The sequence below is a fragment of the Limnochorda sp. L945t genome, from assembly GCF_035593305.1.
Classification (GTDB): domain Bacteria; phylum Bacillota; class Limnochordia; order Limnochordales; family Geochordaceae; genus Carboxydichorda; species Carboxydichorda subterranea.
In genome coordinates this window covers 1,915,258-1,939,863 of the sequence record NZ_CP141615.1, presented here as the reverse complement: position 1 = coordinate 1,939,863, position 24,606 = coordinate 1,915,258, and the positions used below count along the sequence as shown (strand labels likewise).

Genomic DNA, 24,606 nt, shown 5'->3' with positions numbered 1-24,606 from the left:
AGGCCACCGGCGCCGCTGGGGGTGGCGGGGCTGGCGCTCGGGGCGGGGTGGACGCCTCCGGGGCCGAGCGGGCGCGGCGGGCCGCCTGCCCGGCGCCGCCATCCGTGCCCGTGGGCGGCCGTGGGGCCGGCGGCGCGCCGCTGGTGCTGCCGGCACGTGCCGGTGGTCGGCCTGACGGGCGGGTTCGCCAGCGGCAAGAGCGTGGTGCGGGAGATGCTCCGGGCCCTGGGGGCCGGGGTCGTGGATGCGGACACGGTGACGCGGGAGCTGTCCCGGCCGGGCGGCCCGGTCTGGCGGGCCATCGTGGAGGCACTGGGGGCGGGCGGGGTGCTGCGCCCCGACGCAGAGCTCGACCGGGCGGCCATTCGCCGCCGCATCTTCGAGGATGCGGGGGCCAGGCTCAAGGTCGACGCGGTGACGCACCCCATCATCCTGGCGGAGCTTCGCAGGCGGGTGGCGGGCCTGATGCGCTCGGATCAGAAGGAGCACCGGGCCCGCCCCGTCGTGGTAGAGGTGCCGCTCCTCTTCGAGGCCGGCCGCCGGGCCTGCCGGATGGTGGACGTGACGGTGGTCGTCTGGGCCGACCCCGAGACGTGCCTGCAGCGGGCCACGGGCCGGGGCCTCGACCCGGGCGAGGCGCAGCGCGCCATCGAGGCCCAGTGGCCGCTCGAGCGTAAACGGCGCCTGGCGGACTGGGTGGTCGACAACTCGGGGCGCTTGGAGAAGACCCGGCGCCAGGTGCGCCGGCTGTGGAGGGTGCTGGCATCTTCGTGCGCATCGCACTGGTGGCTCATGACAAGCAAAAGCCCGCGATGGTGGAGTTCGTCCGGCGCTTTCGCCCGGTCCTCGAGCGCTGCCGCCTGGTTGCCACCGGTACCACCGGGCGGGTGGTGGCGGAGGCGACGGGGCTCGACGTAGAGCGGATGCTGTCGGGCCCGTACGGCGGCGACCAGCAGATCGGCGCGCAGGTCGCAGCCGGCCAGGTCGATGCGGTGATCTTCTTGCGCGACCCGTTGACCGCCCAACCCCACGAGCCCGACATCAGCGCGCTGATGCGGGTCTGCGACGTCCACGACGTGCCCCTGGCGACCAACGTCGCCTCGGCGGCCCTCATCCTGACAGCGCTGGCCGCCCGGCTGGGAGTCACGGTCCCGTGCGAGCCCGGCGCCGCGTGAGCCCCGGGCACCCGTCCCGGCGGCTCGCGCTCGGCTGGTTTTTGGTGCTGGCCGGGATGCTGGGCCTGACCGTGTGGGGCGTGGTCCACGTGCGGTGGGTGTTGCGCTGGGTCTACCCGGTCTATTACCGGGAGAGCATCGTGCGCTGGTCGAGGGAGCACGGGCTCGATCCGTGGCTCGTCGCCGCCGTCGTGCGGGTGGAGAGCAACTTCAGCCCGACCGCGGTCTCTTCTCGGGGGGCTCGCGGGCTCATGCAGCTCTTGCCCGAGACGGCCCAGTGGGTGGCTCAACAGTCCGGAGACCGTGACTTTTTCCCCGATCTCCTGTTCGACCCTGACGTCAACTTGCGCCTGGGCACGCAGTACCTGGCTCAGCTCATACAGGAGTTCCAGGGGCGGGAAACGCTGGCTCTGGCGGCCTATAATGCGGGCAGGAGCCGGGTCGACCGGTGGCTCGCCGAGTCGCAGTGGGACGGCACGGAGAGCGGGGTCGACGGGATCCCGTACGGGGAGACCCGGCGGTTCGTGGCCCGGGTGCTGCGGATCCGCCGGCTGTACCAGTGGATCTACGGATCGTAGGCGTGGAGGGGCTCGGGTAACCGAGGGGGGCAAGGTGGCGTGGGAGACGTGGTGACGATGGGAGCCAAGTTCCTGGAGAGCGAAGCCGACGTCAAGAGCCTGCGGGTCGATCCCGCGCGGCCGCTTTTCTCGGCAGAGCACGACGAGATCCTGGCGGGGCATACCGCCGACGTTTATTTCGTCAAGACCCTGCAGGTGCTGCGGGCCGAGGGGAAGGCCGACGTTCCGGTGGTCGCGGAGATCTTCCCCCGTTCGGAGGGGATGCTGGCAGGAGTCGAAGAGGCGCTGCGGTTGCTGCAAAACCGCCCACCGGGGCTGGGGGCCATCGAGGTCTGGGCCATGGACGAGGGGGAGTGGTTTTCCCCCAAGGAGGTCGTGATGCGCATCGCCGGGCCGTACAGTGCGTTCGGCGTGTACGAGACGGCCATCCTGGGCATCCTCGCCCAATCGAGCGGATGGGCCACCGCGGCCCGCCGCGTGGTCGAGGCGGCCGGCGGCAAGCCGGTGAGCTCGTTCGGGGCCCGGCACGTCCACCCGGCGGTGGCGCCGGTGATGGAGCGGGCGGCCCTCCTGGCCGGGGCCTCGGGCGCCGCCTGCATCCTGGCGGCCAAGCTGCAGGGCAAGGAGCCCGTGGGGACGGTGCCCCACGCCCTCATGCTCATCCTCGGGGATACCGTCTCCGGGGCGCTTGCGTACCATCATCACACGGCGCCGGATTCGCCCCGGATCATCCTGGTCGACACGTACAAGGACGAGGCCGAGGAGTCGCTGCGGGTTGCCGAGGTGCTGGGCAAGGCGCTCGAAGGGGTGAGGCTGGATACCCCGGGCGAGCGGGGAGGGGTGACGCCCGACCTGGTGGCCGAAGTGCGGGCACGACTGGATCAGGCGGGATACCGGCACGTCAAGATCCTCGTCTCGGGCGGGCTCACGCCCGAGAGGGTGCAGCAGCTGGCGGCGGCCGGAGCCGACGCCTTCGGGGTGGGGAGCTACATCTCGTCGGCGCCGCCGCTCGACATGACCCTCGACCTCAAGATGGTCGAGGGCAAGCCCGTGGCCAAGCGCGGCCGCATCCCCGGCATCCAGGCCAATCCCCGGTTGCGCTTGCGCATCGATGGAAGGAACAGGGTCGCTTGAGGCGAAGTTCCCCACCGCCGAGGTGGAGCCCGTGGATGCTCCAGAGCATGCCAGAGAAGGAGGGCGGTTCATGCGGTTTCGGCTGTTGGGAGTGGCGCTGGTCCTGCTGTTGGCCATGAGTGTGCCCGTGGCGGCGGCTACGTACGAGACGGCGATTTTCGAGGAGCCGACCACTCTTAACGTCTTCGCCGGGCTGGGCCCGCAGGCGACCGTGTGGAACTCGTACGTGACTTACGGGATTTACTACGGCATGCTGTACGGCAACGCGGCGCCCACGTGGGTCTGGGCCCCGTCACTGGCGGCCGACGTGCCGACACCGCTCAAAGAGGTGACCGAGGGTGGCACGACGCTGTATACCTCCGACGTGCCGATCCGGACCGGCATCCGGTGGTCGGACGGGACCCCCTTCACGGCCGACGACGTGGTCTTCACCTACGATACGCTCCTCAAGTTCGACGCGGACAAGTTGGGCGGCAACTGGGCGAGCTACGCCCCCAAGACCGTCCTTGCCAGGGTGGAGAAACTGAGCCAGTACAAGGTGCGGTTCTTCTTGAAGAAAAAGCCCGGCCTGGCGGACTGGCAGTACGGGATCCTGCAGGCTCCCATCGTCCAGAAGAAACTGTGGGAGCCTATCGTCCAAAAGGCGCTGAAGGACGCCGATCCCGTCAAGAGCCTCCTCGCCGCGGACGTGAAACAGCCGGACGCGATCGGCGGGCTCAAGTTCGGCCGGTGGGAGCGCGGAGCCTTCTTCGAGAACGTCGTCAACCCGTACACGTCCTTCCGCGGAGAGACCTCCGAGTTCTTCAAGAACGGTGGGTTCCGCCTCAGCAACCCGAAGCTCAACTTCAAGTGGGCCACGACGGACCCGACGCCGTCCGGCGAGGTGACCCTCAAATACACCGAGGGGCCGTACGTCGACAACGTGATCTACCGGATTTACCAGAATCAGAACGCCGCGGTGCTGGCGCTGCTCAACGGGGAAGTCTCTTACATCTTCAACTCGCTGGGGCTGCAGCGGGGCTTCCAGACGCAGCTCCAGGCCAACCCCAACGTCGAGATCATCCGCAACAACACGAACGGCTTCCGGTACCTGAGCTTCAACATGCGGCGAGAGCCTTTCAGCATCAAGGAGTTTCGCCAGGCGATCGCGACGCTCATCGATCGCGACTTCGTCACCAAGGACGTGCTGCAGGGCGTCGCGTTCCCGCTGGCCACGGTGGTGCCCCCGGGCAACGCCTTCTGGTACAACCCGGAGGTCAAGATCTGGGGGCAGGGCATGACCCGTGGCGAGCGGGTGCAGGCCGCCATGGAGCTCCTGAAGAAGGCCGGCTTCAAGTGGCGCAAGGAGCCCGTGATCAAGGACGCCAAGAAGGATCAGTATGAGCCCGGCGAGGGGTTGCTCCTTCCCAACGGCGAGCCCGTCAAGCCGTTCGAGATGCTGGCCCCGGCGCCGGGATACGACCCGCTGCGGGCGACCTTCGCCCTGTGGATCGAGCGGTGGGTGGCCGACCTTGGCATCCCCCTGCGGGTGCGCCTGACCGACTTCAACACCATCTCCAGCAAGGTGTACGACGAGCAGGACTTCGACATGTACATGCTGGGCTGGAGCCTTGCCCTGTTCCCGGATCACATCTATCTCTTCTTCCACTCGAGCCAGGCGGAGGCGGGCGGCTTCAACGCCGGCGGGTACAACAACCCTGAGTTCGACAAGGTCGCCGAGGCTCTCAAGGACGCATCCGACCTCGAGACGGCCCGCAAGTACGCCTTCGAGGGACAACGGTTCCTCGCCGAAGAGGTGCCGTACATCGTCCTCTTCGACACCCCGGTGATGGAGGCGTACCGGAAGGACCAGGTCAAGTACCCGTACACGCAGGTCCTGGGCGGGCTGCAGTACGTCTACGGCCTGCAGGCAACCGTCCAGCTGATGAAGTAAGTCACCGAGGAGTCCCGGTGGAGGGGGCCGCAAGAAGCGACCCCCTCCGCTGGCTTTGGGGGGCCGGGCACTTGGGACGCTTCCTGGTAAACCGCCTGATTCAGGCCATCGTGACCATCTTCGTGTACATGACGGTGACGTTCTTGATCCTCCAGGCGATGCCCGGCAACATCACCGTCTTGTACACCAACAACCCCCGGATCACCGCGGAGGTCCGGCAAGAGCTGGAGCGTCGCCTGGGCCTCGACCAGCCGTGGTACATGCAGTACGCGTCCTACCTCAAGAACTTCCTGAGCGGCAGCCTCGGCATCTCGTTCAGCCAATATCCGAGGCCCGTGTGGGACATCATCGCCGAGCGGGCGCCCCGCACGGTGGTGCTCTTTTTCACGGCGACCGTGGTGTCGTTTTACATAGGGTTTTTGCTGGGCCGGATCATCGCCTGGCGGCGAGGGGCCACGGTGGATTACGCGGCCACCACGGTGGGGGTGACCTTCTGGACGGCGTTCTATCCGCTCCTCGGGCTCATCGTCATGTGGCTGTTCGCCTACCAGATGAAGCTCTTTCCGCTCAACCAGTTCATCAGCCCTTCCGTGTGGCGCACGGCTTCGGTCAGCAGCAACCAGGTCTTCGGCCTCATGCTGGTCAACCTGGCGCTGTTCGCCCTGCTGCTGATGGTGGGCTACGGGCTCGGCATCCCGCGGATCGGCACCGTCGGCGGGCGCGCCCTGACCCAGGTGGGGCTCTGGGGCGGGGGGCTCCTGGCGAGCGGCGCCTGGTGGGTGCAGTCGGGGCTGGCCCGCTACGCCCTCGACATTGCCTCCCACATGGTCCTGCCGGTGTTCACGCTGTCGCTCATCAGTTTTGGCGGCACGATGCTCTTGATGCGCGACTCCATGCTGGAGACGATCCGTGAGGACTACGTGATGGCCGCGCGGGCCCGGGGGCTGCCCGACCGGGTCGTGCGCGACCGCTATGCCGCGCGCACGGCGCTGTTGCCCGTGGTCACCAGCTTCACGCTCAGCATCGGCGGCGTGGTGAGCGGCGGCATCATCACGGAGACCGTCTTTTCGTGGCCGGGCCTGGGCCTGACGCTCCTCGAGTCGGCGCGGGTGTACGACTACCCGCTGGCCGTCGGGGCGTTCGTCTTTACGGGCGTCTTCGTCGTCCTGGCCCACATCGTGGCCGACCTGCTGCATGCCTTCCTGGATCCCCGCCTGCGGGTGGCCGGCGGGGAAATCACGGCGGCTGAGTAGCAGCCGCGAAGGTGGCACGCAAGACAACCATGGCGCACCCGGCAGCTCCGCTTCCGGCAGCCCCCGTTGCGACCACCTTGTGGCAGATCCGGTGGCGGCTCTGGAAGCGAACGTTTCGCGAGAACTGGGAGCTCTTCAGGAGCAGCCGCATCGGCCCCATTGGGCTTGCCATCATCGTGCTGTTCGGCGTTCTGGCCCTCTTGCACCCCATCCTGATGGCGACGGTGTGGCCGGCCCGGGTCTACGACCCGATCACCGGCTACGACCCGATGATCCTGCACCCCTCGCCTCCGTCGCCGCAGCACCTGCTCGGCACGGACCCGTACGGCAGGGACGTGCTGAGCCAGCTCATGTACAGCACCCGCTGGGAGTTCGTCCTGGGGGTGCTCTCGGCCGTGCTCTCCGTGGTCATCGGCACGCTGGTGGGCACGCTTTCGGCCTACTTCGGCGGTTGGATCGATACCATCTTCATGCGCATCGCGGACCTGTTGCTGCTCTTTCCGACCATCCCCTTCCTGCTGGTGCTCGGCGCGCTCTTCGAGATCGATCTCTTCCAGCTGGCGCTCATCATCGGGCTTCTCTCGGGGTTCGGAGGCATTACCATCATCATCAAGTCCCAGGCCCTCTCGGTCTCGGTGCGCCCGTACGTGGAAGCGGCCCGGCTGGCGGGCGGCAGCCCCTGGTGGATCATCCGCAAGCACATCGTCCCCAACGTGATGCCGCTCGCGTTCCTGTACATGATGTTCAACGTAACGGCGGCCATCCTCAGCGAAGCGACGCTCTCGTTCTTCGGGCTGCTCAACGTGCGCATCAGCTGGGGCCTCATGATGAACACCGCCGAGACGGGCGGCTATCTGCTCATGTTCGACAAGTTCTGGTGGCTATGGCTGCCGGCGGGGCTGGCCATCACCCTTCTGTGCGCGGCCTTCTACCTGGTCGGCCGCGGCCTCGACGAGGTCATCAACCCCCGGCTGCGAAAGAGGTGAGCGAACCGTTGCCGCTGCTCGACATCCAGGCCTTGCAGCTGCGCTACACCACCCGCCGGGGCGCCATCCCGGCCGTCCAGGACGTCGACGTGGCGCTGGAGCGGGGCGAGTCCCTGGGCATCGTGGGGGAGTCGGGTTCGGGGAAGACGTCGCTTGCGATCAGCATCACGAAGATGCTTCCCGACAACGCCCGCATCACCCGCGGCCATATCTACCTCGACGGGACGGACCTGGTGCCGCTGTCGGAGAGCCAGATGCGTACCATCCGGTGGCGGCGGGTTTCCATGATCTTTCAGGCGGCGATGAACTCCTGGAACCCCGTGTACACGGTCGGCGATCAGATCGTCGAGGTGATCCAGACCCACGAACCCCACGTCAGCCGCCAGCAAGCCCGGGAGCGGATCGCCGAACTCTTCCACCTGGTGGGCCTCGCGCCGGATCGCATGGATCACTATCCTCACGAGTACAGCGGCGGCATGAAACAGCGTGCGGTCATCGCCATGGCGCTGTCGTGCAGCCCCCAGCTGGTGATTGCCGACGAGCCCACCACGGCGCTGGACGTCATCGTGCAGGAGAAGATCCTGCAGGAGCTGGACGCCATCCGGCGGCGGCTGCACATGACGATGATTTACATCTCGCACGACGTGGCGGTCATCGCGGAGGTCAGCGACCGGGTGGCCGTCATGTATGCCGGGCGTATCGTGGAGCTCGGGAAGGCGTCCGACGTGTTCAAGCGGCCGAAACACCCGTACACGGCGGGGCTCATGGCAGCTTTTCCCAGCATCGCGGGCGCCAAGCGGGATCTGGTGACGATCCCGGGGGAGCCTCCCAACTTCCTCGACCTGCCACGCGGGTGCGCCTTCCACCCGCGCTGCCCGTACGCCACGGAGCAGTGCCGGGCCGAGGTGCCCCCTCTGGCGCGAGCGGGCGACGACCACCTGGCGGCCTGCTGGCACCCCGTGGCCGGGCAGGACGTGCGGGCCGACTTCGCCGCCAGAGCGACCGCCGCAGGGGGTGAGCGGGCGTCATGAGCGACGCTATCGGGGCCACCAGAGGGGCTGTCACGGCAGCGCCGCCGGCGACCGTCGCGGAGGCCAGGCACCTGCGCAAACTCTTCCCGATCCGCAGCGGCTGGTTTCGCAAGGCCGAGCACTTCGTGCACGCGGTGGACGACGTCAGCTTCAGCATCCGGGACGGTGAGGTCTTCGGCCTCGTCGGCGAGTCCGGGTGCGGCAAGACGACCACCGGCCGGCTGCTGGTACGGGCTACCACGCCGACGTCGGGGGAGGTACGGGTCGGGGGGTTCGACCTCGGCCGCATCGAGGGGCCTGACCTGCAGCGCTTCCGGCGCAACGCGCAGATGATCTTCCAGGACCCTTACGAGTCGCTCAACCCCCGGATGACCGTCTTCGACATCGTCTCGGAGCCGCTGGCGGTCCATGGGATCGGTTCGCTGGCCGATCGGGAGCAGCGGGTAGCCGAGGAGCTCGAGCGGGTGGGGCTGACGCCGCCCTCCGCCTTCGAGTTTCGCTTCCCGCACGAGCTATCGGGCGGGCAGCGCCAGAGGGTGGCCATCGCCCGGGCGCTCGTCTTGCGGCCCAAGTTCGTGGTGGCCGACGAGCCGACCTCGATGCTGGACGTCTCCATCCGGTCGGGGATCATGAAGTTACTGCTCGAGCTCAAAGAATCGCTGCAGATGACCTACCTCTACATCACCCACGACCTGGCGGTGGCCCGGTACCTGTGCGACCGGATCGCCGTCATGTACCTGGGGAAGATCGTCGAGGTCGGGCCGGCCGAGCAGATCATCCGGCAGCCCCTGCATCCCTACACGAAGGCGCTCGTAGCGGCCATGCCCGTGCCCGACCCGGAGGCTCCCAAAGCCACCATCGCCATCAAGGGCGGGGTGAGCAAGCCCATCGACCCTCCGCCTCGCTGCCGGTTTTACGAGCGGTGCCCGATCGCGACCGGCCGGTGCGCCCGGCAGGATCATCCCCCTCTGGAGGAGAAAGCACCGGGCCAATGGGTCGCCTGCTACGAGGTATGATCGGTGAGGGGGACGGCAGTTGGGTTCGTGGGTAGCCTCGCCGGCCGTGGAGGCCGCGGCCGGAGGACGTGACGGGAGGGAGCTGCTCCTCGACGTCCGTAACCTGAAGACGTACTTCTATACGGAAGATGGGGTCGTGCCGGCCGTCGACGGCGTCAGCTTCTCCCTGCGCAAGGGGGGGACGCTGGGCGTACTCGGGGAGTCCGGCTGCGGCAAGAGCGTGACGTCGCTTTCCATCATGCGCCTGGTGCCCAACCCGCCGGGCCGCATCGTGGGCGGCCAGATCCTCTTCGAGGGCCAGGATCTCCTGCAAAAGCGGGAGTCCGAGATGCGCCGCATCCGGGGCAACGAGATCGCCATGATCTTCCAGGAACCGATGACCTCCCTCAACCCGGTCTTCACCGTCGGCAACCAGATCATGGAGGCCATCATCCTGCACCAGAAGGTGTCGAAGGCCGAGGCCCGGCGGCGCGCGATCGAGATGCTGCGGCTGGTGGGTATCCCATCACCCGAGAAACGGATCGACGACTACCCCCACCAGATGAGCGGCGGCATGCGCCAGCGCGTGATGATCGCCATGGCGCTGTCGTGCAATCCCAAGCTGCTCATCGCCGACGAGCCGACCACGGCGCTCGATGTCACCATCCAGGCCCAGATCCTCGACTTGATGCGCCGGCTCCAGCAAGAGCTGGGCACGGCCATCATGCTGATCACCCACAACATGGGCGTGATCGCCGAGCTCGTCGAGCACGTGGTCGTCATGTACGCGGGCAAGATCGTCGAGTCGGCCGACGTACGCTCCATCTTCACCAGGCCTCGCCATCCGTACACGGTGGGGCTGCTGGAGTCGGTGCCCAAGCTCCACGAGACCCGCGATCGCCTCAAGGCCATCGAGGGCGTCGTCCCAAGCCCGTACAACATGCCCAAGGGGTGCCGGTTCCATCCCCGGTGCGAGCTGGCACGGGACATCTGCAAGCGGCTGGAGCCTCCCCCCATGGAGGTCACCCCGGAGGGGCACCAGGTGGCCTGCTGGCAGTACACCAACTTCGAGCCCGTGCCGCCGCCTCCCGAGGGCCAGGCGCTGAAGCTCTGGAGGGGAGTGTCCGTGGGTTGACGACGGCATCGGGCGAGGAGTCCCGTGGCGGGGCTCGCGACGACGTGCTCCTCGAGGTGAAGGGGCTGGTGAAGCACTTCCCGATCAGCCGGGGCATCATCTTCTCCCGGCAGGTCGGGGCGGTCAAGGCGGTTGACGGGATCGACTTCTTCATCCGCCGGGGGGAGACCCTCGGCCTGGTGGGCGAGTCGGGGTGCGGCAAGTCGACCACGGGGCGGTTGGTCCTCCGCCTGCTGGAGCCGACGCGGGGTGAGGTCTACTTCGAGGGCCAAAACATCTTCCATCTCGGGCGGGAGCCCATGCGCAGGCTGCGGCGGCAGATGCAGATCATCTTCCAGGACCCGTACGCCTCGCTCAATCCCCGCATGACCGTGGGCGACATCATCGGGGAGCCTCTGGTCATCCACGGGATCGCCAAAGGCCCCGCCAAGGAGCGGAGGGTGCGGGAGCTCCTGGAAGTGGTGGGGCTGGCGGCCATGCACGCCCGGCGCTATCCCCACGAGTTCAGCGGCGGGCAGCGCCAGCGCATCGGGATCGCCAGGGCCCTGGCCGTCAACCCCAAGCTGATCGTGGCCGACGAGCCGGTCTCCGCCCTGGACGTTTCCATCCAGGCGCAGGTCATCAACCTGCTGCAGGACCTCCAAAAGGAGTTCGGCCTGACCTACCTCTTCATCGCCCACGACCTGTCGGTCGTGAAGCACATCTCCAACCGCGTGGCCGTCATGTACCTGGGCAAGATCGTGGAGCTGGCCGACAAGACCGAGCTGTTCGACGATCCGCTGCACCCGTATACCCAGGCGCTCATGTCCGCCATCCCGATTCCCGATCCCACGGTGCGGAGGGAGCGCATCATCCTGCAAGGAGACGTGCCGAGTCCGGTCAACCCGCCGAGCGGGTGCCGCTTCCACACGCGCTGCCCGCTGGCGGAGGAGATCTGCCGGGTGCAGGAGCCGCCGTTCGTCGACCTGGGCAACCATCACTACGTGGCCTGCCATCTGGCCAAGCCGGGTGACATCCGTACCCGGGGGCTGGCGGAGAAGGTGAAGGTGGCGGCCGCCCAGCGCGTGGCGTGAGCGCGCCGCCGGGGCGGCTGTTGGGCGATGAAGTGCCCAGCGTGTGGCCAGGAAGTGCTCCTCGCCGAGCGCTGCCCGTACTGCGGCAGCGCCGTTCCTCGCGAGATGGCCGGGGACGAGGCCGGCCGTGGCCGGCGCCAGGGAGCTCCGGTGAGGGGCCGGTTCGTAGGTGCTCTGAGGAGGGCCAGCCGGAGTGGCCCGTGGGACGCGCCGGGGCAAGGATGGGATGCGCCTCATGGGGATCCGTGGCATGTGTCCCGGCACGGCCGCACCGCTTCGGCGGGCGGGAGCGCACCGATCTCCTGGTGGGGCTACCTGGGGCGGTTGTGGCGGTACCTGCACGACCCCGGTGTGGCCTCCTGGAAGAAGACCCTGATCTTCGCAGGGCTCCTGTACGTGATCATCCCCGTGGACCTGCTCCCCTCCGTGCTGATCCCCGGCGTGGGCTGGCTCGACGACTTGCTGGTGCTTTGGGTGGGGCTGCCCGCCCTGCTGCGAGAGCTTGCGGCCTATGAACCCTCCACCCGTGGGGCCGGGGGCGGAGGCAGGGTCGAGCGAGACGATGGGGATCAGCCGGCCTGAATCCAGGAGGCGCCCGGCCTCCCCCGCCAGCGGCGGGAGCGTCGGAAGCGTGCGGATTGCCGCCCGGGTCGTCCTGGCGGTAGGGGCGTTGGTGTGGGCCTGGAGCGGCGGAGGGGCAGGCGCCCAGACTCGGGCGCAGCCGCCTTTTACCCTGGCTGCGCTGCTATCGGCGCAAATGCCCGGCGACACCCGCGTCACCCCGTTTTGGCTCGGCGGGCGGCTGTGGCTCGTGATGGAGGCGGTGGGCGCGGAGCCCGGGCGATTGCCGGGCGACGACATCGACGTCGAAGTCGTACGGCGCCACCCCGCGGTGGCCTCCTACTACCTCTGGAGACTGGCAGAGACCGCCATCTGGTGGAGAGGGCTGTGGCCCGCCGGGGCGGGGACGCTCTCCGAGGTCGTGCTTCTCGTCCCGGGTTCGCCTGCGGTGGCGGTACAGGCAGGAGGCCAGCCCGGGCCCGGGCCTTGGGAACGGCCCTTTTCGCCTGCGGCCGCCGGGGCGATGCAGCTGTTCGTGGAGGGCAAGCCTCCGCAGACGGCCGCGGACAGGGCCGGCCTGGTGGAGGCGGCGAAGGCGCTCGCCGTCGACGGGGACGCGTGGTATGCCCGTTACCGTCCCAGGGCGAGCCTTTCGGTGGCGCCGGACGTGGGGGACCTGGTGCGGGCGCGTACCCTCTATGAAGCGGCGTGGGAGCTCGATCCGAGCTCGAGCAGGGCCGCTTCGCAGATGGCAGCGGTGGACCGGCGATTGGCCGCTGCGGCCTTGTTCGGCAGGGCGCTGGCCGTGGTGGGGGAGCACGAGCCAATGCTCCGGGAGGCCGACCGCCGCCATCACGAGGAGGGCCAGCGGCGGCACGCCTATTTCCTGGAGCGCTCGACGGAGCTGCTCGAGAGGGCGCTGGAGCTCGATCCCGATCTCGTGGGCGCAGCGGCCCTGCTCGATCGGGTGCGCCGGGCGCTCGGAGACCGGCCCTCGGCCCGGCTCTTCGAGCCACCAGGGGCAGAGGCCGAGTGGCGCGCTCTTTTCGAGAGCCGGTCAGTGGCGCTCGAGCCTGCTGCGGTGCTGGCGGGGCAAGAGCGCCGGTGGGGCCGGCTGGTGCGCTTCTCCGGTACGGTCGTAGCGCGTACGGCCGATACGATGGTGGTGCAGGTCGAGGAGCCAGGCAACGCCGCCTCGGCAGGGATGCCCGGAGCGCTCGTCCGGGTTGGTACGGGCTTGGTCGCTTCCGGCCCGGGGCCCGGCGCCGCCGTGACCTACGCGGTCGGCTCGGCCGTCCGGATCGTGGGGGAATGGATGGGGATACAGCGAATCGTCCTGGACGACGGGGTTCCCCGCACGGTGCCGATGGTGACGGCGGCCTTCATCGACGGGCAGTAGGGAGGCGACGACCGTGGCGGCCATACGGGACTTCCTGTACCTCGTGGCTCTCGCCTGGTGGACCGGGACGGCCCTCTATTTCGGAGGCAGCGCGACGCCGGCCATCTTTGCCCGGTTTCCCCGCCCGCAGGCCGGGCAGGTGGTCGAGGTGATCTTCCCGGGTTACTACCGGACGGCCGTGGCCACGGCGGTGGCCCTGGCGGTCCTCGCCTCGTGGCGGCTTGCCGCCCGGCGGCCCAGGGCGACCATGGCGCTCGTCCTGGTGCTGGCGATGCTCGCCCTCGACCTGGTAGGGGCGCTGTTGTTGCAGCCGCGCATTCACGCCCTTCGGGCGCAGGCCGGCGAAGCCGAGGGCGGCGCTCCCTTACCGCCGGAGTTCGGCCGGCTGCATGCTCTCTCGGTGGCGGCGAGCGCGCTTTCTCTGCTCATGGCCTTGGGCCTGTGGGCCCTCGTGGCGTGGGCCGGGTTGTAGGCATCGACCGGGCCGAACTTCCTGTGTCGGCCTCTCGGGGCCTCTGGGCCAGGTCGCCTTTCGCCGGCGCATCGTGGTGAGCGTCGAGGCCGTGACCCCGTGAAACCGCCGGAGACCTCGGAGTGAGGCGGGGAGGAGCGTTCGATGGGAGCCCAGTTGACGCTGCAGCGCTTCACCGTCCGAGAGCTCGCGAGCCCCCCGGAGTTCAAACAGACGGAGGCCGTCCAGCAGGCTGCGTGGGGCATGGACGACATCGACGTCGTACCCGCGGCCACCATGATCGCCATCGCCCGCGAAGGCGGGCTGGCGGCCGGGGCCTTCGAGGGCGGGAGGGTGGTGGGGTTCGTCTTCGGCTTTCCCACGGCCGACCCGAAGCTCCAGCACTCCCACATGCTCGCGGTGCTGCCCGAGTACCGGGGCACGGGGCTGGCGGTGCGGCTGAAGCTGTTCCAGCGAGCGTGGTGCCTGGCCCGGGGCATCGACCGCGTCGTGTGGACCTACGACCCGCTGCTGGGCCTCAACGCCTCCTTCAACGTGCGCAAGCTCGGCTGCGTGGTGCGCACCTACCTGCCCGACTGCTACGGCCCGCTGAGCGGCGTCAACGCCGGGGTGCCCACCGACCGGTTCCTGGCGGAGTGGGCTCTGACGAGCCCACGCGTCGAGGCCGCGGTGAAGCGCCTGGAGGGGGCACGGGGCGAGGCCGGCTGCCTGCGGCCCGGTTCGGGAGCCGGCTCCGGTGCTTCGGGTGCCGGCCGAGGGGATGACGGGGCAGAGGCCAACGCGCGGTTGGCCGAGCCGCCGCTGGCCAACCTGCCCCAGGGGGAGCGTCCCGTCGCCGTCACCCCCGCACCCGAGGGGCCCCGCGTCGCCGTCCAGATCCCCGACGACTTCTCTCGGCTGCTTCGCAGCGATCCGGCGCTGGCCATGGAGTGGCGTCTGCACGCACGTGAGCTCTTCACCGGTTATTTCTCCAAGGGCTACGCCGTCGTCGACTTCATGCGCGCCGGCGGGCGCAACTTCTACGTTCTGGAGAGAGAAAGGTGAGACGCATGGGTCTTGAAGGCACCGACCGCGGAGATGCTCGCCTGCCCGGCTACCGGCTCGACACGCTGTCGGCCCAGGCCGGCCGCAGGCGGCCGGTGGTCATCGAACGACCGGTGGCGCCGCCCATCTTCCAAACGTCGGTGTTCGAATTCGAAAGCCTCGAACGCATGGCGGAGGTCGAGGCCGAACAGGGCTCGGGGCCTCCCCGCAACTTCTCCTACAGCCGCGAGGCCAACCCCACCGTGGCGACCCTGGAGCGGGCGGTGGCCGACCTGGAGGGAGCCGAGGATGCGTGGGCGGCCGCCTCGGGCATGGGCGCCATCTTCACCACGCTCTGGAGCCTGCTGGCCCCGGGCGACCACGTGGCGGTCGCCGCGGAGGTGTACGGCGGCACATACCGGGCGGTGACGCAGGAGCTGGCGCGCTTCGGGGTGCGCTTCACGCAGGTGGACGCCGGCGACCTCGAGGCCGTACGTGCTGCTCTGCGTCCCGAGACCCGGGTGCTGTACGTCGAGACCATCAGCAATCCCACGCTGAAGGTAGCCGATCTGCCGGCGCTGGCCCAACTCGCGCGCCGCCATGGCGGGTGCCGCCTGGTGGTGGACAACACTTTCGCCTCGCCGGTGCTGTGCAGGCCGCTGGAGCTGGGCGCCGACCTGGTGGTGGAGAGCGCCACCAAGTTCTTGGGCGGGCACGCCGACGTCACCCTGGGCGTCGTGGCGGGTTCGGCGGAGCTGGTGACCCAGGTGCGGCGGCGGGGCATGGTCCTGGGGGCGGCGGCTGCCCCGTTCGTCGCCTGGCTGGCCCTGCGGGGTCTCATGACCCTCGCGTTGCGAATCCGCCGGCAGAGCGAAAACGCTGTGGCACTGGCGCGGCGCCTGGCAAGCCACCCCAACGTCGAAAGGGTCTACTATCCCGGACTCGAGCCGGCGGGCGGGCCTGCGCCCCGGATGCTGGGCGGCGGGTTTGGCGCGATGGTATCGTTTGTCATCCGGGAGCGCACCGGACTGGCCGACCCGGCGTCGGGTGGCGCCGCTCCTCCAACCGTCGAAGGGGTCTCGCCTGCCGTCGCACGGTTCGTGCGCGCGCTGAAGCTGGTGCGGCTCGTGCCCAGCCTGGGCGAGGTAGGTACCACCATCTCGCATCCGGCCTCTTCGTCTCACCGGGCCATGCCGCCGGAGCAGCGCCTGCGCCTCGGCATCGTCGACACGCTGATCCGGGTCTCGGTGGGTGCCGAGGACATGGAGGACATCTGGGAGGACTTCGATCAGGCCCTGCGAGCAGCCGGTTAGTCGTCGCGACTAGCAGGAGCGAGGCGGCGCCCGGCGCGCCGGGAGTCTCCGGGCTGGGGCCAGCGGGACGGCGGTGGTGGTCATGGCCCTCCCCCTTGGCTCCCGTCACCGGACTGGGCCCGCTGCGGAACAATACCGGCAGCCGGTGAGCGCAGGCAGGGGATGACCGGTGCCCCGGCGAAATCGTGAAACGCATCACAATTGCCGTCGCCGGGTGGAACGCCTGGGACGGACGGCGAGGAGGTCCGGTCATCGTGAGCGACTCTCAGGCGTACCCCCAGCTCCGCAACGACGTCTTGCGCAGGATGGGCGAGCTCGGACGGGCGGTCCCCGGCACCATGCAGGGGTTTCAGGCCCTGCACGACGCAGCCGTGCGAGAGGGGGCCCTATCGCCCAAGATGAAGGAGCTCATTGCCCTGGGCATCGCCATCGCGGTGCATTGCGAGGGCTGCATCGCCTGCCATGTCCATGACGCCCTGCAGCACGGCGCGTCCCGGGAGGAGATCGCCGAGACCGTGGGGGTGGCCGTCATGATGGGCGGCGGGCCCTCGGTCGTGTACGGGTCCATGGCGATGGCGGCGGTGGAGCAGTTCCAGGGCCCGAAGTGAGTCGCCCGGGGATGGTGCGGCGATAGGGGGCCCGCATCCCCCGCGTCGTCCAGACGCTCACCGCGCCGCCTTTCGGCAACAGTCTCACGCTGCGCCCCTTCGCTTGACGCACGGCGGCGCCCGCCTCTATAATCGGGGCGTCACCCATCGAGGCGTGCCCGGGTGGCGGAATTGGCAGACGCGCACGTTTGAGGGGCGTGTAGGGGTAACACCCTATCCGGGTTCAAATCCCGGCCCGGGCACCACCAAATCGAGGTGGGCTCCGGCCTGGGTCCGCCCCACGAGCCGTTGCAGGGTCTGGCGGGCCTTCTCCTTTTGGACGTCCGTCGTCTTCGCGTAGTAGTGCGCGGTGATCTTCACGTCCGAGTGACCCATGAGATCGGCGACGGTGTTGGGGGGGGGGGACGGCGAATCTCTCCGGCCCCTGGCTTCCCTGCTCGAGACGTGGTAGATCATCGGGCTTGTAAGCAGGTCAGGCGGGATCCGTACCTCCCGCCGGCTGCGCTCGGTCCTTAAGTCCTCGAGCAAAGCACCGCGCTCCGGGCCTTTTGGCACAGGGCCTGGCAGCGCAACCGCAGGAGGCCCCGCTCGAAGTCCACGTCCTGCCGCTGTTACCCGAGCAGCTCCGACCGCTTCAGGCCACCAGCCAGATACGTCCATAGGATGAGCTGCCAGCGGGTACCTTTGGCTCCCTGGAGCCGCTTGCGGGTTTGGGCAGCGTCCACCACCTCGGGGCACTTTTCCTCGACCGCCGGGCGGGGTGCGGCGCACTGAGCTCCGTCAGGTGCGGATGCGCAAAGGCGGGGATCGAGGCCAAGACAAAGACAAGGCCATCTTCGACCGCCTGCATGCCCAGGAGGAACCGATCGAAAGGGAGTTTGGACGATTGCTTCGGTGGGCGCGCCTTGACGGCCGTCGGGGCTCACGGGTGCCCCTTCGTGCTGGAAGGGAGAGACCGGGGGGACGGGTAGGGCCGGCACTCCACCGTGCTGCCCCACCAGACGACCATCGCAGGGTCTGCTCGAAAAAGCTCCTTGGCCTGCTGCGAGGCGGGTTGGTCGGTAAGCAGCAACGCCAGACCAGAACTGTCCCAGAACCTCATCGCGCTTCCGCCCTCTCTTGAAGGAGGGCTTCAAGCAACCGCCCTTCAGGGTCGGCGGGCCGAGGCCGGTCGAGGAAGTCCACCCCAAGAGGGGCCCGCGGGGGACGGATGAGGCCATACTCGACCAGGGCCTGCAAGCGAGGATCCTCGCCGAGCGGGGGGTTTTCGGTCACCGGGGTGAGCATGGCGACCGGCCGCCCTCGCTCCGTGACAAGGACGGTCTCGCCGCTTCTTACCAGCCGCAGGAACTCGCTAAGCCGGGCCTTCAGGGTGGAGACATAGACGACCTTCATGGACAGCACCTCGTGACTATCATAGCTCAATTGGCCGGTGCGTCGCGGTCCGTGGGGCCGGCCCGCCGGTGACCGGAGATATGGTCTTTCACGCCCGGCAGATCGTCGAAAAGGTGCTGATGGCCTACCTTGCGCCGCACGACGTACCGTGTCGCGTAGGGGTCGGTGCTCGACCGGCGAAGGCGGATCGGCCGGCCCGGATTGGCCCTTGCGGCCGGCCGGGATACGGGAGGAGGTCGCCCGGTACGCGCCGTACCTGCTGACCCAGGCCCGGGCACCCTTCCTACCGATGGAGGCATACTCGCACGTGCGCGTCTACATCTCGGTCGACATGGAGGGCATCGCCGGCACCTTCAGCTGGGCGCAGGACCAGGGAGAGTGGCGCCCGCAGGTGCGCCGCCTCATGACCCTGGAGGTCAACGCGGCCGTGGAGGGTGCTCTCGAGGCCGGCGCCTCGAGGATTGTGGTCAACGACTCGCACGATCGGATGAGCAACCTCGATCCCGAGCTCCTGCACCCGGTTGCCGAGCTCATCCAGGGGTCGCCCAAGCCGCTCAGCATGGTGCAAGGGATCGACGAGGGATTCGACGCGGCGTTGTTCCTGGGCTACCACGGCGGCGCAGGGACGGCCGGCGCGACCCTCGACCACACCTACTCCGGCACCGTAGAGTGGGACGTGCGCATCAACGGCCGTGCGGTCAACGAAGCAGCCCTCAACGCCGGGGTGTGCGGGTACTTCGGTGTGCCGGTGGTGCTCGTGAGCGGCGACGACGCGGCATGCCGCCAGATGGCCGAGTGGATGCCGTGGGCGCGCACCGTGGTCGTCAAGCATGCCGTAGGCCGCACGGCCGCCCGGTCGGTTCACCCCGAGCGCGCCCGGGCCATGCTGAAGGAGGCATCTCGGGACGCGCTCAGAGCCGTCGAGAAAGTCGCGCCGGGTGCGGTGCCGCTGCTTCGCTTCGAGCCTCCCGTCGTCGTGGAGCTGACGACCGTGCACACCGGCCAGGCCGACGCCGCCTGCATCATGCCCGGCGTGGAGCGGACGGGCCCCCGTACCTTGCGTTACACGGCCTCCGACTATCTGACGGCCTTTTCCGCCCTGCGCAGCATGCTCATCATGGCTCGCTCGGGGGATTGAGCCCTCTCGGCGCCCGCACGCGCCGGGCGTGCTCCACCAACGCCCCGAGCGCGCGGGCGGCCCGCCAGAGGGACGGGTACGCGGGTACCCCTGCCCGGTTGAGGGCGCGGCGGGCCTCCAGGCTGGCGTCCGATCCGATGGAAAAGGCGATCACCGGCTTCGCGGTCGAGCGGGCGAAGGCCGTGACGACCTGGATCAGCCGCGCGTCCAGGCCCGGCGGCTCCAGTTGCACGCCGCACAGTATGGCGTGCACCGCCGGATCGGCACCGACGATGGCAAGGGCCTGCTCGACCATGTCGACGGTGGCGCTTGCCGTGAGGTCGACGGGGTTGTCGACCGCGGCGAACGGGAGCACCACCGATCGCAGGCGGTCGCAGGTCTCGGGGGCCAACCGGCTCAGCCGCAAGTGGACGGAGTGGACGGGGGCTTCGAGGTAGTCCGCCATCATGACCCCGTGCCCTCCCGCGGACACCAGCACGGCGACGCCGTCCCCCGCGGGAAGGGGCGCACGGGCCAGCGCCCAGGCCACGTCGACGAGTTCTTCGTCGTCGTAGGCGCGGTAGATGCCGAGCTGCCGCAGGATCCCGCCGACCACGCGTTCGCCTGGCGCAAGGGCTCCGGTGTGCAGCGCGGCCGCCCGGGCACCCGCCGGGCTACGCCCGGTCTTCACCAGGCAAATGGGCACCCGGGCTCCCAAAGAGCGTACGGTCTCGAAGAAACGGGCGCCGTCCGAGAAGCTCTCCAGGTAGAGGGCGATGGCCTTGACCTCGGGAAGGGCGGCGAGATAGGGCAGCAGCTCGTTTTCGTCGATGTCGACACGGTTGCCGAGCCCGACGAAGGAGTGAAAGCCGAGACCCTCCCAGGCGGCCGCGTTCATGCGGGTGACGGCGGTGGCCCCGCTCTGGGAGATGAAGGCGACAGGCCCGGGGCCGGGCCGAGGGCAGCGCTCGCGCACCACGAACATCGTGTCGAGGCCTGTCGAGGGCACCAGCACGCCCAGCGTGTTGGGGCCGAGCAGCCGAACGCCTCCCGCCCGGGCAGCGGCGGCCATCTCGCTCTCCAGCCGCCGGCCCTCTGGCCCGGTCTCGCCGAAGCCGCCGGCCACCACCACTGCGACCGGCACGCCGCGGCGCGCGCACGCCCGCACGACGTCCGGAACGGTGGTCGCCGGGGTCGCGATCACGGCGAGGTCGATCGGTGCAGGGAGAGAGGCGAGGTCGGGCCAGGTGCGGTGGCCGAGGATCTCGGTGGCAGAGGGGTTGACGGGATACACCTGCGAGCGGCTTTCAAGGAGGTACCGGAAGATGAGCCCTCCGGGTTTGCGCGGATCCCGGCTGGCCCCCACCACGGCGATCCGCCGAGGAGCGAAGAGGGCATCCAGCGCGCCCCAGGCAGCCACCCCCTTTCGTGACCGGCGCCGGTGCCACCGCCAGGGCTCCTGCCGGCCGATGCAAGACAAGGGCCCGGCCGGGGGTGGTAGATGTCCAGCCGCGACTCTCGTTACGACTCTCCTGCGTCGGATGTAGCGATGAGGCTACGGTCGAGAGTGCGTCGCAACGGCGTCTCGTGCATTCGCGCTAGCGAAGGTTTGCCGTAACAACCCTCAGGCCGTGTCGCTCCCCCCGGGCACCGGGCCACCAATACATATCGACACGGCTCGACAGGTTCCTGCATCCCTCGACGGTCCGTCCGCGCGAAAAACGCGCAGGCAATGGTTGGGTTTGAGTGGGACAAACGAAGCCGTTCGAAGGCAACGTGTCCGCGGCACCCGGACTGCGGGTGCTCGTCGTCGCCGGGGTGCCCGGGGCCGTCTGGGGAACCGTCGGACTCATGATGGGCTCCGTGCTGCGCAACCGTCTCGTTCCGGGGCGCGGCCCGGGCGAACGAGAGTGAACACCACGCGGGGAAAAGACGTCACAATCGCGCACGATCTATGGCTCTCCTGTGCGCGCTTGCGCTATACTAGCGGCAGGGAAAGGGACGGGTCGGGATGGCCGGCGTGGAGGAGCCGTTGGTCGTCGGGGTCGACGTGGGCGGTTCCAACGTTCGCGTGGCGCCCTTCCAGGGCTTGCGGCGCCTGGGGGATCCGGTCGTTCGCGCTACGCCCAGGGATCCCGCCCGGGTGATCCCGGTCATCGCGGGTGCCGTCCGGTCGGTCGTCGACGAGCAGGCCTCCCTGGGGCGGCGTGTCCGGGCGGTCGGGGTGGGTTTCCCGGGGGTCGTGGACGTGGAGCAGGGCGTCTCGATCAGCGCGGGCAACCTGCCGGGGTGGACGGGTGGCCCCGTCGCCGCCGAGCTCTCGACGGCCCTCGGGCTGCCGGTTGCCCTCGAAAACGACGTACGCGCCGGCGGATGGGGAGAGGTATGGGCGGGCGCCGCGAGGCGCGCCTCCAGCGCGGTCTACGTCAGCATCGGCACAGGCGTCGGAGGGGCCGTCTTCCTCGGCGGGGAAGCCTGGTACGGCGCCGGTTTCTCGGCGGGGGAGATCGGCCACATGGTACTGGACGCGTCGGCTTCTCAGGCGCGGTGCCGCTGTGGCCAGGTGGGCGACGCCGAGCCGCTCCTCGGCGGCTACGGGGTCGAGGCCATGGCACGCCCGTTTGCCGGGCGCCGGGTCATGGCCACGGAGGTGCTGGAGGCGGGGGCGAGGGGGGAGGGAGGCTTTGCGGAGGTCCGGAGCCGGGTCGTGGGCTACTTCGCCATCCTGCTGGCCAACGTGGCCGCGGCCTTCGATCCCGAGGTGGTGGTCATCGGAGGGGGGCTGGGCACCCATCCCGCCTACCCCGTCGAGGAAGGCACGGCCCGCTTCGAGAAGACGGCTCCCGGATGGTTGAAGCGCACGATGCGGGTGGCCCGGGCCGAGCTCGGCCCGCATTCCGGTATCACGGGCGCCGCCGTGGTCGCGTTGCGGCGGCTGGGATGGGAGCGTCCGAGTCGTCGCGAGGGGTGACAGGATCCCGGGACAGGAACGAATGGGGCCGGGAAAAGGGAAGGGAGAGAGCCATGCGGCGGACGGTGCCCCGCCGCTGGCGGCGGCCATCCCGGTGGCGCTGTTCGTGGCGGTCCAGCGCCACATCGTACAAGGGCTCACGGCCGGCGCCGTCAAAACCTGATGCCCGGTGAGGCTGGGGCGACTCGCGGCAGGGGCGGGGCCGGTTTGCTGTTGCCCCGGCAGGGGAGGAGGGGGTCGGGCTTTGCCTACTCGGAAGGTCGTGATCCTGGGTGCAGGCCTGATGGGCGAGGTGCACTACCGAGCCTGGAAGGCGCTCGAAGCCGAGGGCGTCGAGGTCGTGGCGGTCGCCAAGTCGGACGGGCGCCCCAGGGCGTGGCTGCAGCGCGAGCAGGAGAGCCGGGGCGGGCAGGTGCCCCGCATCGTTGCGGGTTACGGAGAGGCTATCGCGTTGCCCGGGGTGGACATCGTCGACATCTGCCTGCCGACGCCCTTGCACCGTGACGCCATCGAGGCGGCGGCAGCCGCGGGCAAGGCGGTCGTTTGCGAGAAGCCTCTGGCTCGTTCGGCGGCGGAGGCCGAGGCTGCCGTCGAGGCAGCTGCCCGCCGCGGGGTGCCGTTCATGGTGGCGCAGGTGGTGCGCTTCTTCCCGGACTACCGGCTGGCCCGGGAGGCCGTCGTGCGCGGCCAACTCGGCGTGGCCCGGTCCGCCCGGTGCTTCCGCGGCGGCGCCGTGCCCGCCTGGAACACGTGGATGCGAGACGAGTCGCAAAGCGGCGGGGTCATCGTGGACATGCTCGTTCACGACATCGACTACCTGCGCTGGATCTTCGGGCCGGTGGCGCGGGTGTCGGCCGTGAAGACCTCGACGGGCTCGTCGGGGGAGCAGCACGCGGCCGTGCTCCTGCGCTTCGAAAACGGCGCCATTGCCATGGCCGAGGGCGCGTGGAGTTTCCCGCCGGGGGCGCCGTTCACGACCGAGGCGGAGATCGCGGGGACGCAGGGGCTTTTGCAGTGGTCGAGCCACGGGGCGGAGAGCGTGCGCTCGTGGCGCAGGCCGCCCCGGGCCGGCCCCGCGGGATCGCAGGCGGGGGAGGCGGCGGGTGCGCCGGGGCCCGAGGCGGAGACTCGGCTGCCTGCCAGCCCGCTCGACCCGGACCCGTACACACTGGAGCTCGAGCACTTCCTCGAGCACGTCACGCAGGGCTCGCCGCTCGATGTCACGCCCGAGGAGGCGCTGGCCGCCGTGCGGGTGGCGGAAGCGGCCAACCGGGCGGCGCTCGAGGGCCGGCCGGTGGAGGTGCATGCATGATGGCTAGGCGCGAAATGGCCGCCGCAGGCGGCCCGGGCCGTGGCGAAGCTCCGGGCCGGCAGCCTTCGGGCGGCGAAGGCCGGCCCGTGCGGGTCGGGATCGTGAGCTTCGCCCACGTGCACGTGCATGCCTACGTGCCGGGGCTCAAGTCGCTGCCGCACGTCGCGCTGGCCGGCGCCTACGACGAGGAGCCGGCCCGGGGGCGGGCCGAGGCCCAGCGCTACGGGCTGCGCTTCTTCGAGCGTCTGGAGGACTTGCTGGAGGCGGTCGACGCCGTCGTCATCACGGCGCCCAACGCGCTGCACCACCGCTACACGCTCGCCGCCGTCCAGGCCAGGCGCCACGTGCTGTGCGAGAAGCCGCTGGCGACCACGGTGGAGCACGCCGCCGAGATGGTGCGCCGGGCGAGCGAGGCCGGCGTGCGCTTGATGACGGCGTTTCCCATGCGGTTCAGCCCGCCGGTGGTGACGGCCAAACGGGCCGTGGCGTCGGGCGTGGTCGGCGAGGTGCGGGCCGTCACCGGCAGTAACAACGGGCGGATGCCGCCGGGATGGTTCGGGGATCCGGAGCTGGCGGGCGGCGGGGCCACGATGGATCACATCGTGCACCTGGCGGATATCTACCGGTGGCTCGTGGGCCACGAGCCCGTCGAGGTGGTGGCCGAGGCGGGGACGCTCCTGCACGAGGGCAGCCGCGTGGACGACGTGGCCATGGTGCTGCTGCGCTTCCCCGGCGGAGTCATCGGCACCATCGACGCCAGCTGGTCGCGCCCGGCGAGTTACCCCACGTGGGGCGGGCTGCGGTTCCGGGTGATCGGCACCGAGGGGTTGCTCGACATCGACGCGTTCGGGCAGCAGGCACAGCTGTCGAGCGACAAGGAGCGTGCCCACCGCTGGCTCTACTGGGGCTCCGACGCCGACCGGGCGATGCTGGCGGCGTTCGTGGAGGCGGTGCAGTCTGGCGGGCCGGTGCCCGTGAGCGGCGAAGACGGGCTGGCGGCCGTACGGGTGGCCGTGGCGGCGCAGCAGTCGGCGAAGATCGGCAAGCCCGTCGCCATCGGGCAGGAGTCTTTGCGCGTCGCCCCTGAGTGACGGCCCGTCCGGGCGCGATGGGGCGGAAAAGTTACCGCCCCCGCGCTTCTG

26 protein-coding genes and 1 tRNA gene are annotated in these 24,606 nt (G+C 69.7%); 24 read left to right on the top strand and 3 right to left on the bottom strand.

Annotation, left to right across the window (positions count from 1 at the left end):
• Positions 1-21: 21 nt before the first annotated feature.
• The 18 genes from coaE to U7230_RS08975 all read left to right on the top strand — a co-directional run bounded on the left by coaE (position 22) and on the right by U7230_RS08975 (position 16,914).
• Positions 22-918 (top strand): dephospho-CoA kinase, encoded by an 897-nt coding sequence (coaE, locus tag U7230_RS09060; RefSeq protein WP_324715523.1) that lies wholly within the window; start codon positions 22-24, stop codon positions 916-918.
• Entirely contained in the window at positions 813-1,175 is a 363-nt protein-coding gene (mgsA, locus tag U7230_RS09055) for a methylglyoxal synthase (protein ID WP_324715522.1), read from the top strand. The genes coaE and mgsA overlap by 106 nt, the downstream gene beginning before the upstream one ends.
• On the top strand, positions 1,154-1,753 hold the full coding sequence (locus tag U7230_RS09050; protein WP_324715521.1) for a lytic transglycosylase domain-containing protein: 600 nt from the start codon (positions 1,154-1,156) through the stop codon (positions 1,751-1,753). Before mgsA ends, U7230_RS09050 begins: the two co-directional genes overlap by 22 nt.
• Before the next feature lie 57 nt (positions 1,754-1,810).
• Positions 1,811-2,887, top strand: a complete 1,077-nt coding sequence (locus tag U7230_RS09045; protein ID WP_404980655.1) for a nicotinate phosphoribosyltransferase — start codon at positions 1,811-1,813, stop codon at positions 2,885-2,887.
• Between the two features lie 70 nt (positions 2,888-2,957).
• Entirely contained in the window at positions 2,958-4,820 is a 1,863-nt protein-coding gene (locus U7230_RS09040) for an ABC transporter substrate-binding protein (RefSeq protein WP_324715519.1), read from the top strand.
• 71 nt (positions 4,821-4,891) lie between these two features.
• Positions 4,892-6,073, top strand: a complete 1,182-nt coding sequence (locus U7230_RS09035; RefSeq protein ID WP_324715518.1) for an ABC transporter permease — start codon at positions 4,892-4,894, stop codon at positions 6,071-6,073.
• Positions 6,074-6,084: 11 nt separating this feature from the next.
• Positions 6,085-7,059: an ABC transporter permease gene (locus U7230_RS09030; protein ID WP_324715517.1), complete on the top strand. Its 975-nt coding sequence runs from the start codon at positions 6,085-6,087 to the stop codon at positions 7,057-7,059.
• Between the two features lie 8 nt (positions 7,060-7,067).
• Positions 7,068-8,090, top strand: a complete 1,023-nt coding sequence (locus tag U7230_RS09025; protein ID WP_324715516.1) for an ABC transporter ATP-binding protein — start codon at positions 7,068-7,070, stop codon at positions 8,088-8,090.
• Positions 8,087-9,106, top strand: coding sequence for an ABC transporter ATP-binding protein (locus U7230_RS09020; protein WP_324715515.1), 1,020 nt, complete (start codon positions 8,087-8,089; stop codon positions 9,104-9,106). Before U7230_RS09025 ends, U7230_RS09020 begins: the two co-directional genes overlap by 4 nt.
• A 19-nt stretch (positions 9,107-9,125) precedes the next feature.
• Positions 9,126-10,220: an ABC transporter ATP-binding protein gene (locus U7230_RS09015; RefSeq protein ID WP_324715514.1), complete on the top strand. Its 1,095-nt coding sequence runs from the start codon at positions 9,126-9,128 to the stop codon at positions 10,218-10,220.
• Complete coding sequence (locus U7230_RS09010) at positions 10,217-11,293, top strand: ABC transporter ATP-binding protein (protein WP_324715513.1); 1,077 nt, start codon at positions 10,217-10,219, stop codon at positions 11,291-11,293. Before U7230_RS09015 ends, U7230_RS09010 begins: the two co-directional genes overlap by 4 nt.
• Positions 11,294-11,545: 252 nt before the next feature.
• Positions 11,546-11,875, top strand: a complete 330-nt coding sequence (locus U7230_RS09005; protein WP_324715512.1) for a YkvA family protein — start codon at positions 11,546-11,548, stop codon at positions 11,873-11,875.
• 49 nt (positions 11,876-11,924) lie between these two features.
• Positions 11,925-13,253, top strand: coding sequence for a tetratricopeptide repeat protein (locus tag U7230_RS09000; RefSeq protein ID WP_324715511.1), 1,329 nt, complete (start codon positions 11,925-11,927; stop codon positions 13,251-13,253).
• A gap of 13 nt (positions 13,254-13,266) precedes the next feature.
• Positions 13,267-13,725 (top strand): DUF4149 domain-containing protein, encoded by a 459-nt coding sequence (locus U7230_RS08995; RefSeq protein ID WP_324715510.1) that lies wholly within the window; start codon positions 13,267-13,269, stop codon positions 13,723-13,725.
• A 144-nt stretch (positions 13,726-13,869) separates the two neighbouring features.
• A complete protein-coding gene (locus U7230_RS08990) occupies positions 13,870-14,769 on the top strand; it encodes a GNAT family N-acetyltransferase (RefSeq protein WP_324715509.1) in 900 nt (299 codons plus the stop codon).
• Positions 14,770-14,774: 5 nt separating this feature from the next.
• Positions 14,775-16,061: a trans-sulfuration enzyme family protein gene (locus U7230_RS08985; protein ID WP_324715508.1), complete on the top strand. Its 1,287-nt coding sequence runs from the start codon at positions 14,775-14,777 to the stop codon at positions 16,059-16,061.
• Between the two features lie 254 nt (positions 16,062-16,315).
• Positions 16,316-16,669, top strand: coding sequence for a carboxymuconolactone decarboxylase family protein (locus U7230_RS08980; protein WP_324715507.1), 354 nt, complete (start codon positions 16,316-16,318; stop codon positions 16,667-16,669).
• Positions 16,670-16,825: 156 nt separating this feature from the next.
• Positions 16,826-16,914 (top strand) — tRNA-Leu (locus U7230_RS08975).
• Here U7230_RS08975 and U7230_RS08970 read toward each other — a convergent pair.
• Positions 16,883-17,029, bottom strand: a complete 147-nt coding sequence (locus U7230_RS08970) for a hypothetical protein (RefSeq protein ID WP_324715506.1) — start codon at positions 17,027-17,029, stop codon at positions 16,883-16,885. The two genes, U7230_RS08975 and U7230_RS08970, sit on opposite strands and share 32 nt — an antisense overlap.
• A 738-nt stretch (positions 17,030-17,767) precedes the next feature.
• Positions 17,768-18,064 (bottom strand): type II toxin-antitoxin system Phd/YefM family antitoxin, encoded by a 297-nt coding sequence (locus U7230_RS08965; protein ID WP_324715505.1) that lies wholly within the window; start codon positions 18,062-18,064, stop codon positions 17,768-17,770.
• A gap of 208 nt (positions 18,065-18,272) precedes the next feature.
• On the opposite strand from U7230_RS08965, the gene U7230_RS08960 reads away from it, so the two are divergent.
• Complete coding sequence (locus U7230_RS08960) at positions 18,273-19,202, top strand: M55 family metallopeptidase (protein WP_324715504.1); 930 nt, start codon at positions 18,273-18,275, stop codon at positions 19,200-19,202.
• On the opposite strand, the gene U7230_RS08955 is transcribed toward U7230_RS08960, so the two are convergent.
• Complete coding sequence (locus U7230_RS08955; protein WP_324715503.1) at positions 19,180-20,601, bottom strand: acetate--CoA ligase family protein; 1,422 nt, start codon at positions 20,599-20,601, stop codon at positions 19,180-19,182. The two genes, U7230_RS08960 and U7230_RS08955, sit on opposite strands and share 23 nt — an antisense overlap.
• Positions 20,602-20,927: 326 nt before the next feature.
• Between U7230_RS08955 and U7230_RS08950 the strand changes: the two genes are divergently transcribed.
• The 5 genes from U7230_RS08950 (at position 20,928) to U7230_RS08930 (ending at position 24,555) form a co-directional block, all read left to right on the top strand.
• Positions 20,928-21,095, top strand: coding sequence for a hypothetical protein (locus U7230_RS08950; RefSeq protein WP_324715502.1), 168 nt, complete (start codon positions 20,928-20,930; stop codon positions 21,093-21,095).
• A 97-nt stretch (positions 21,096-21,192) separates the two neighbouring features.
• Complete coding sequence (locus U7230_RS08945; protein WP_324715501.1) at positions 21,193-22,152, top strand: ROK family protein; 960 nt, start codon at positions 21,193-21,195, stop codon at positions 22,150-22,152.
• 22 nt (positions 22,153-22,174) lie between these two features.
• Positions 22,175-22,315: a hypothetical protein gene (locus tag U7230_RS08940; protein WP_324715500.1), complete on the top strand. Its 141-nt coding sequence runs from the start codon at positions 22,175-22,177 to the stop codon at positions 22,313-22,315.
• Positions 22,316-22,396: 81 nt separating this feature from the next.
• A complete protein-coding gene (locus U7230_RS08935; protein ID WP_324715499.1) occupies positions 22,397-23,464 on the top strand; it encodes a Gfo/Idh/MocA family protein in 1,068 nt (355 codons plus the stop codon).
• Positions 23,461-24,555, top strand: a complete 1,095-nt coding sequence (locus U7230_RS08930; protein WP_324715498.1) for a Gfo/Idh/MocA family protein — start codon at positions 23,461-23,463, stop codon at positions 24,553-24,555. Before U7230_RS08935 ends, U7230_RS08930 begins: the two co-directional genes overlap by 4 nt.
• Positions 24,556-24,606: the final 51 nt, after the last annotated feature.

Bases quoted from the DNA above. Each gene is read 5' to 3' on its own strand.
- mgsA (WP_324715522.1), top strand. From the start codon at position 813: ATGGTGGAGTTCGTCCGGCGCTTTCGCCCGGTCCTCGAGCGCTGCCGC.
- U7230_RS09045 (WP_404980655.1), top strand. From the start codon at position 1,811: ATGGGAGCCAAGTTCCTGGAGAGCGAAGCCGACGTCAAGAGCCTGCGG.
- U7230_RS09040 (WP_324715519.1), top strand. From the start codon at position 2,958: ATGCGGTTTCGGCTGTTGGGAGTGGCGCTGGTCCTGCTGTTGGCCATG.
- U7230_RS09020 (WP_324715515.1), top strand. From the start codon at position 8,087: ATGAGCGACGCTATCGGGGCCACCAGAGGGGCTGTCACGGCAGCGCCG.
- U7230_RS08990 (WP_324715509.1), top strand. From the start codon at position 13,870: ATGGGAGCCCAGTTGACGCTGCAGCGCTTCACCGTCCGAGAGCTCGCG.
- U7230_RS08985 (WP_324715508.1), top strand. From the start codon at position 14,775: ATGGGTCTTGAAGGCACCGACCGCGGAGATGCTCGCCTGCCCGGCTAC.
- U7230_RS08965 (WP_324715505.1), bottom strand. From the start codon at position 18,064: ATGAAGGTCGTCTATGTCTCCACCCTGAAGGCCCGGCTTAGCGAGTTC.
- U7230_RS08945 (WP_324715501.1), top strand. From the start codon at position 21,193: ATGGCCGGCGTGGAGGAGCCGTTGGTCGTCGGGGTCGACGTGGGCGGT.
- U7230_RS08940 (WP_324715500.1), top strand. From the start codon at position 22,175: ATGGGGCCGGGAAAAGGGAAGGGAGAGAGCCATGCGGCGGACGGTGCC.
- U7230_RS08930 (WP_324715498.1), top strand. From the start codon at position 23,461: ATGATGGCTAGGCGCGAAATGGCCGCCGCAGGCGGCCCGGGCCGTGGC.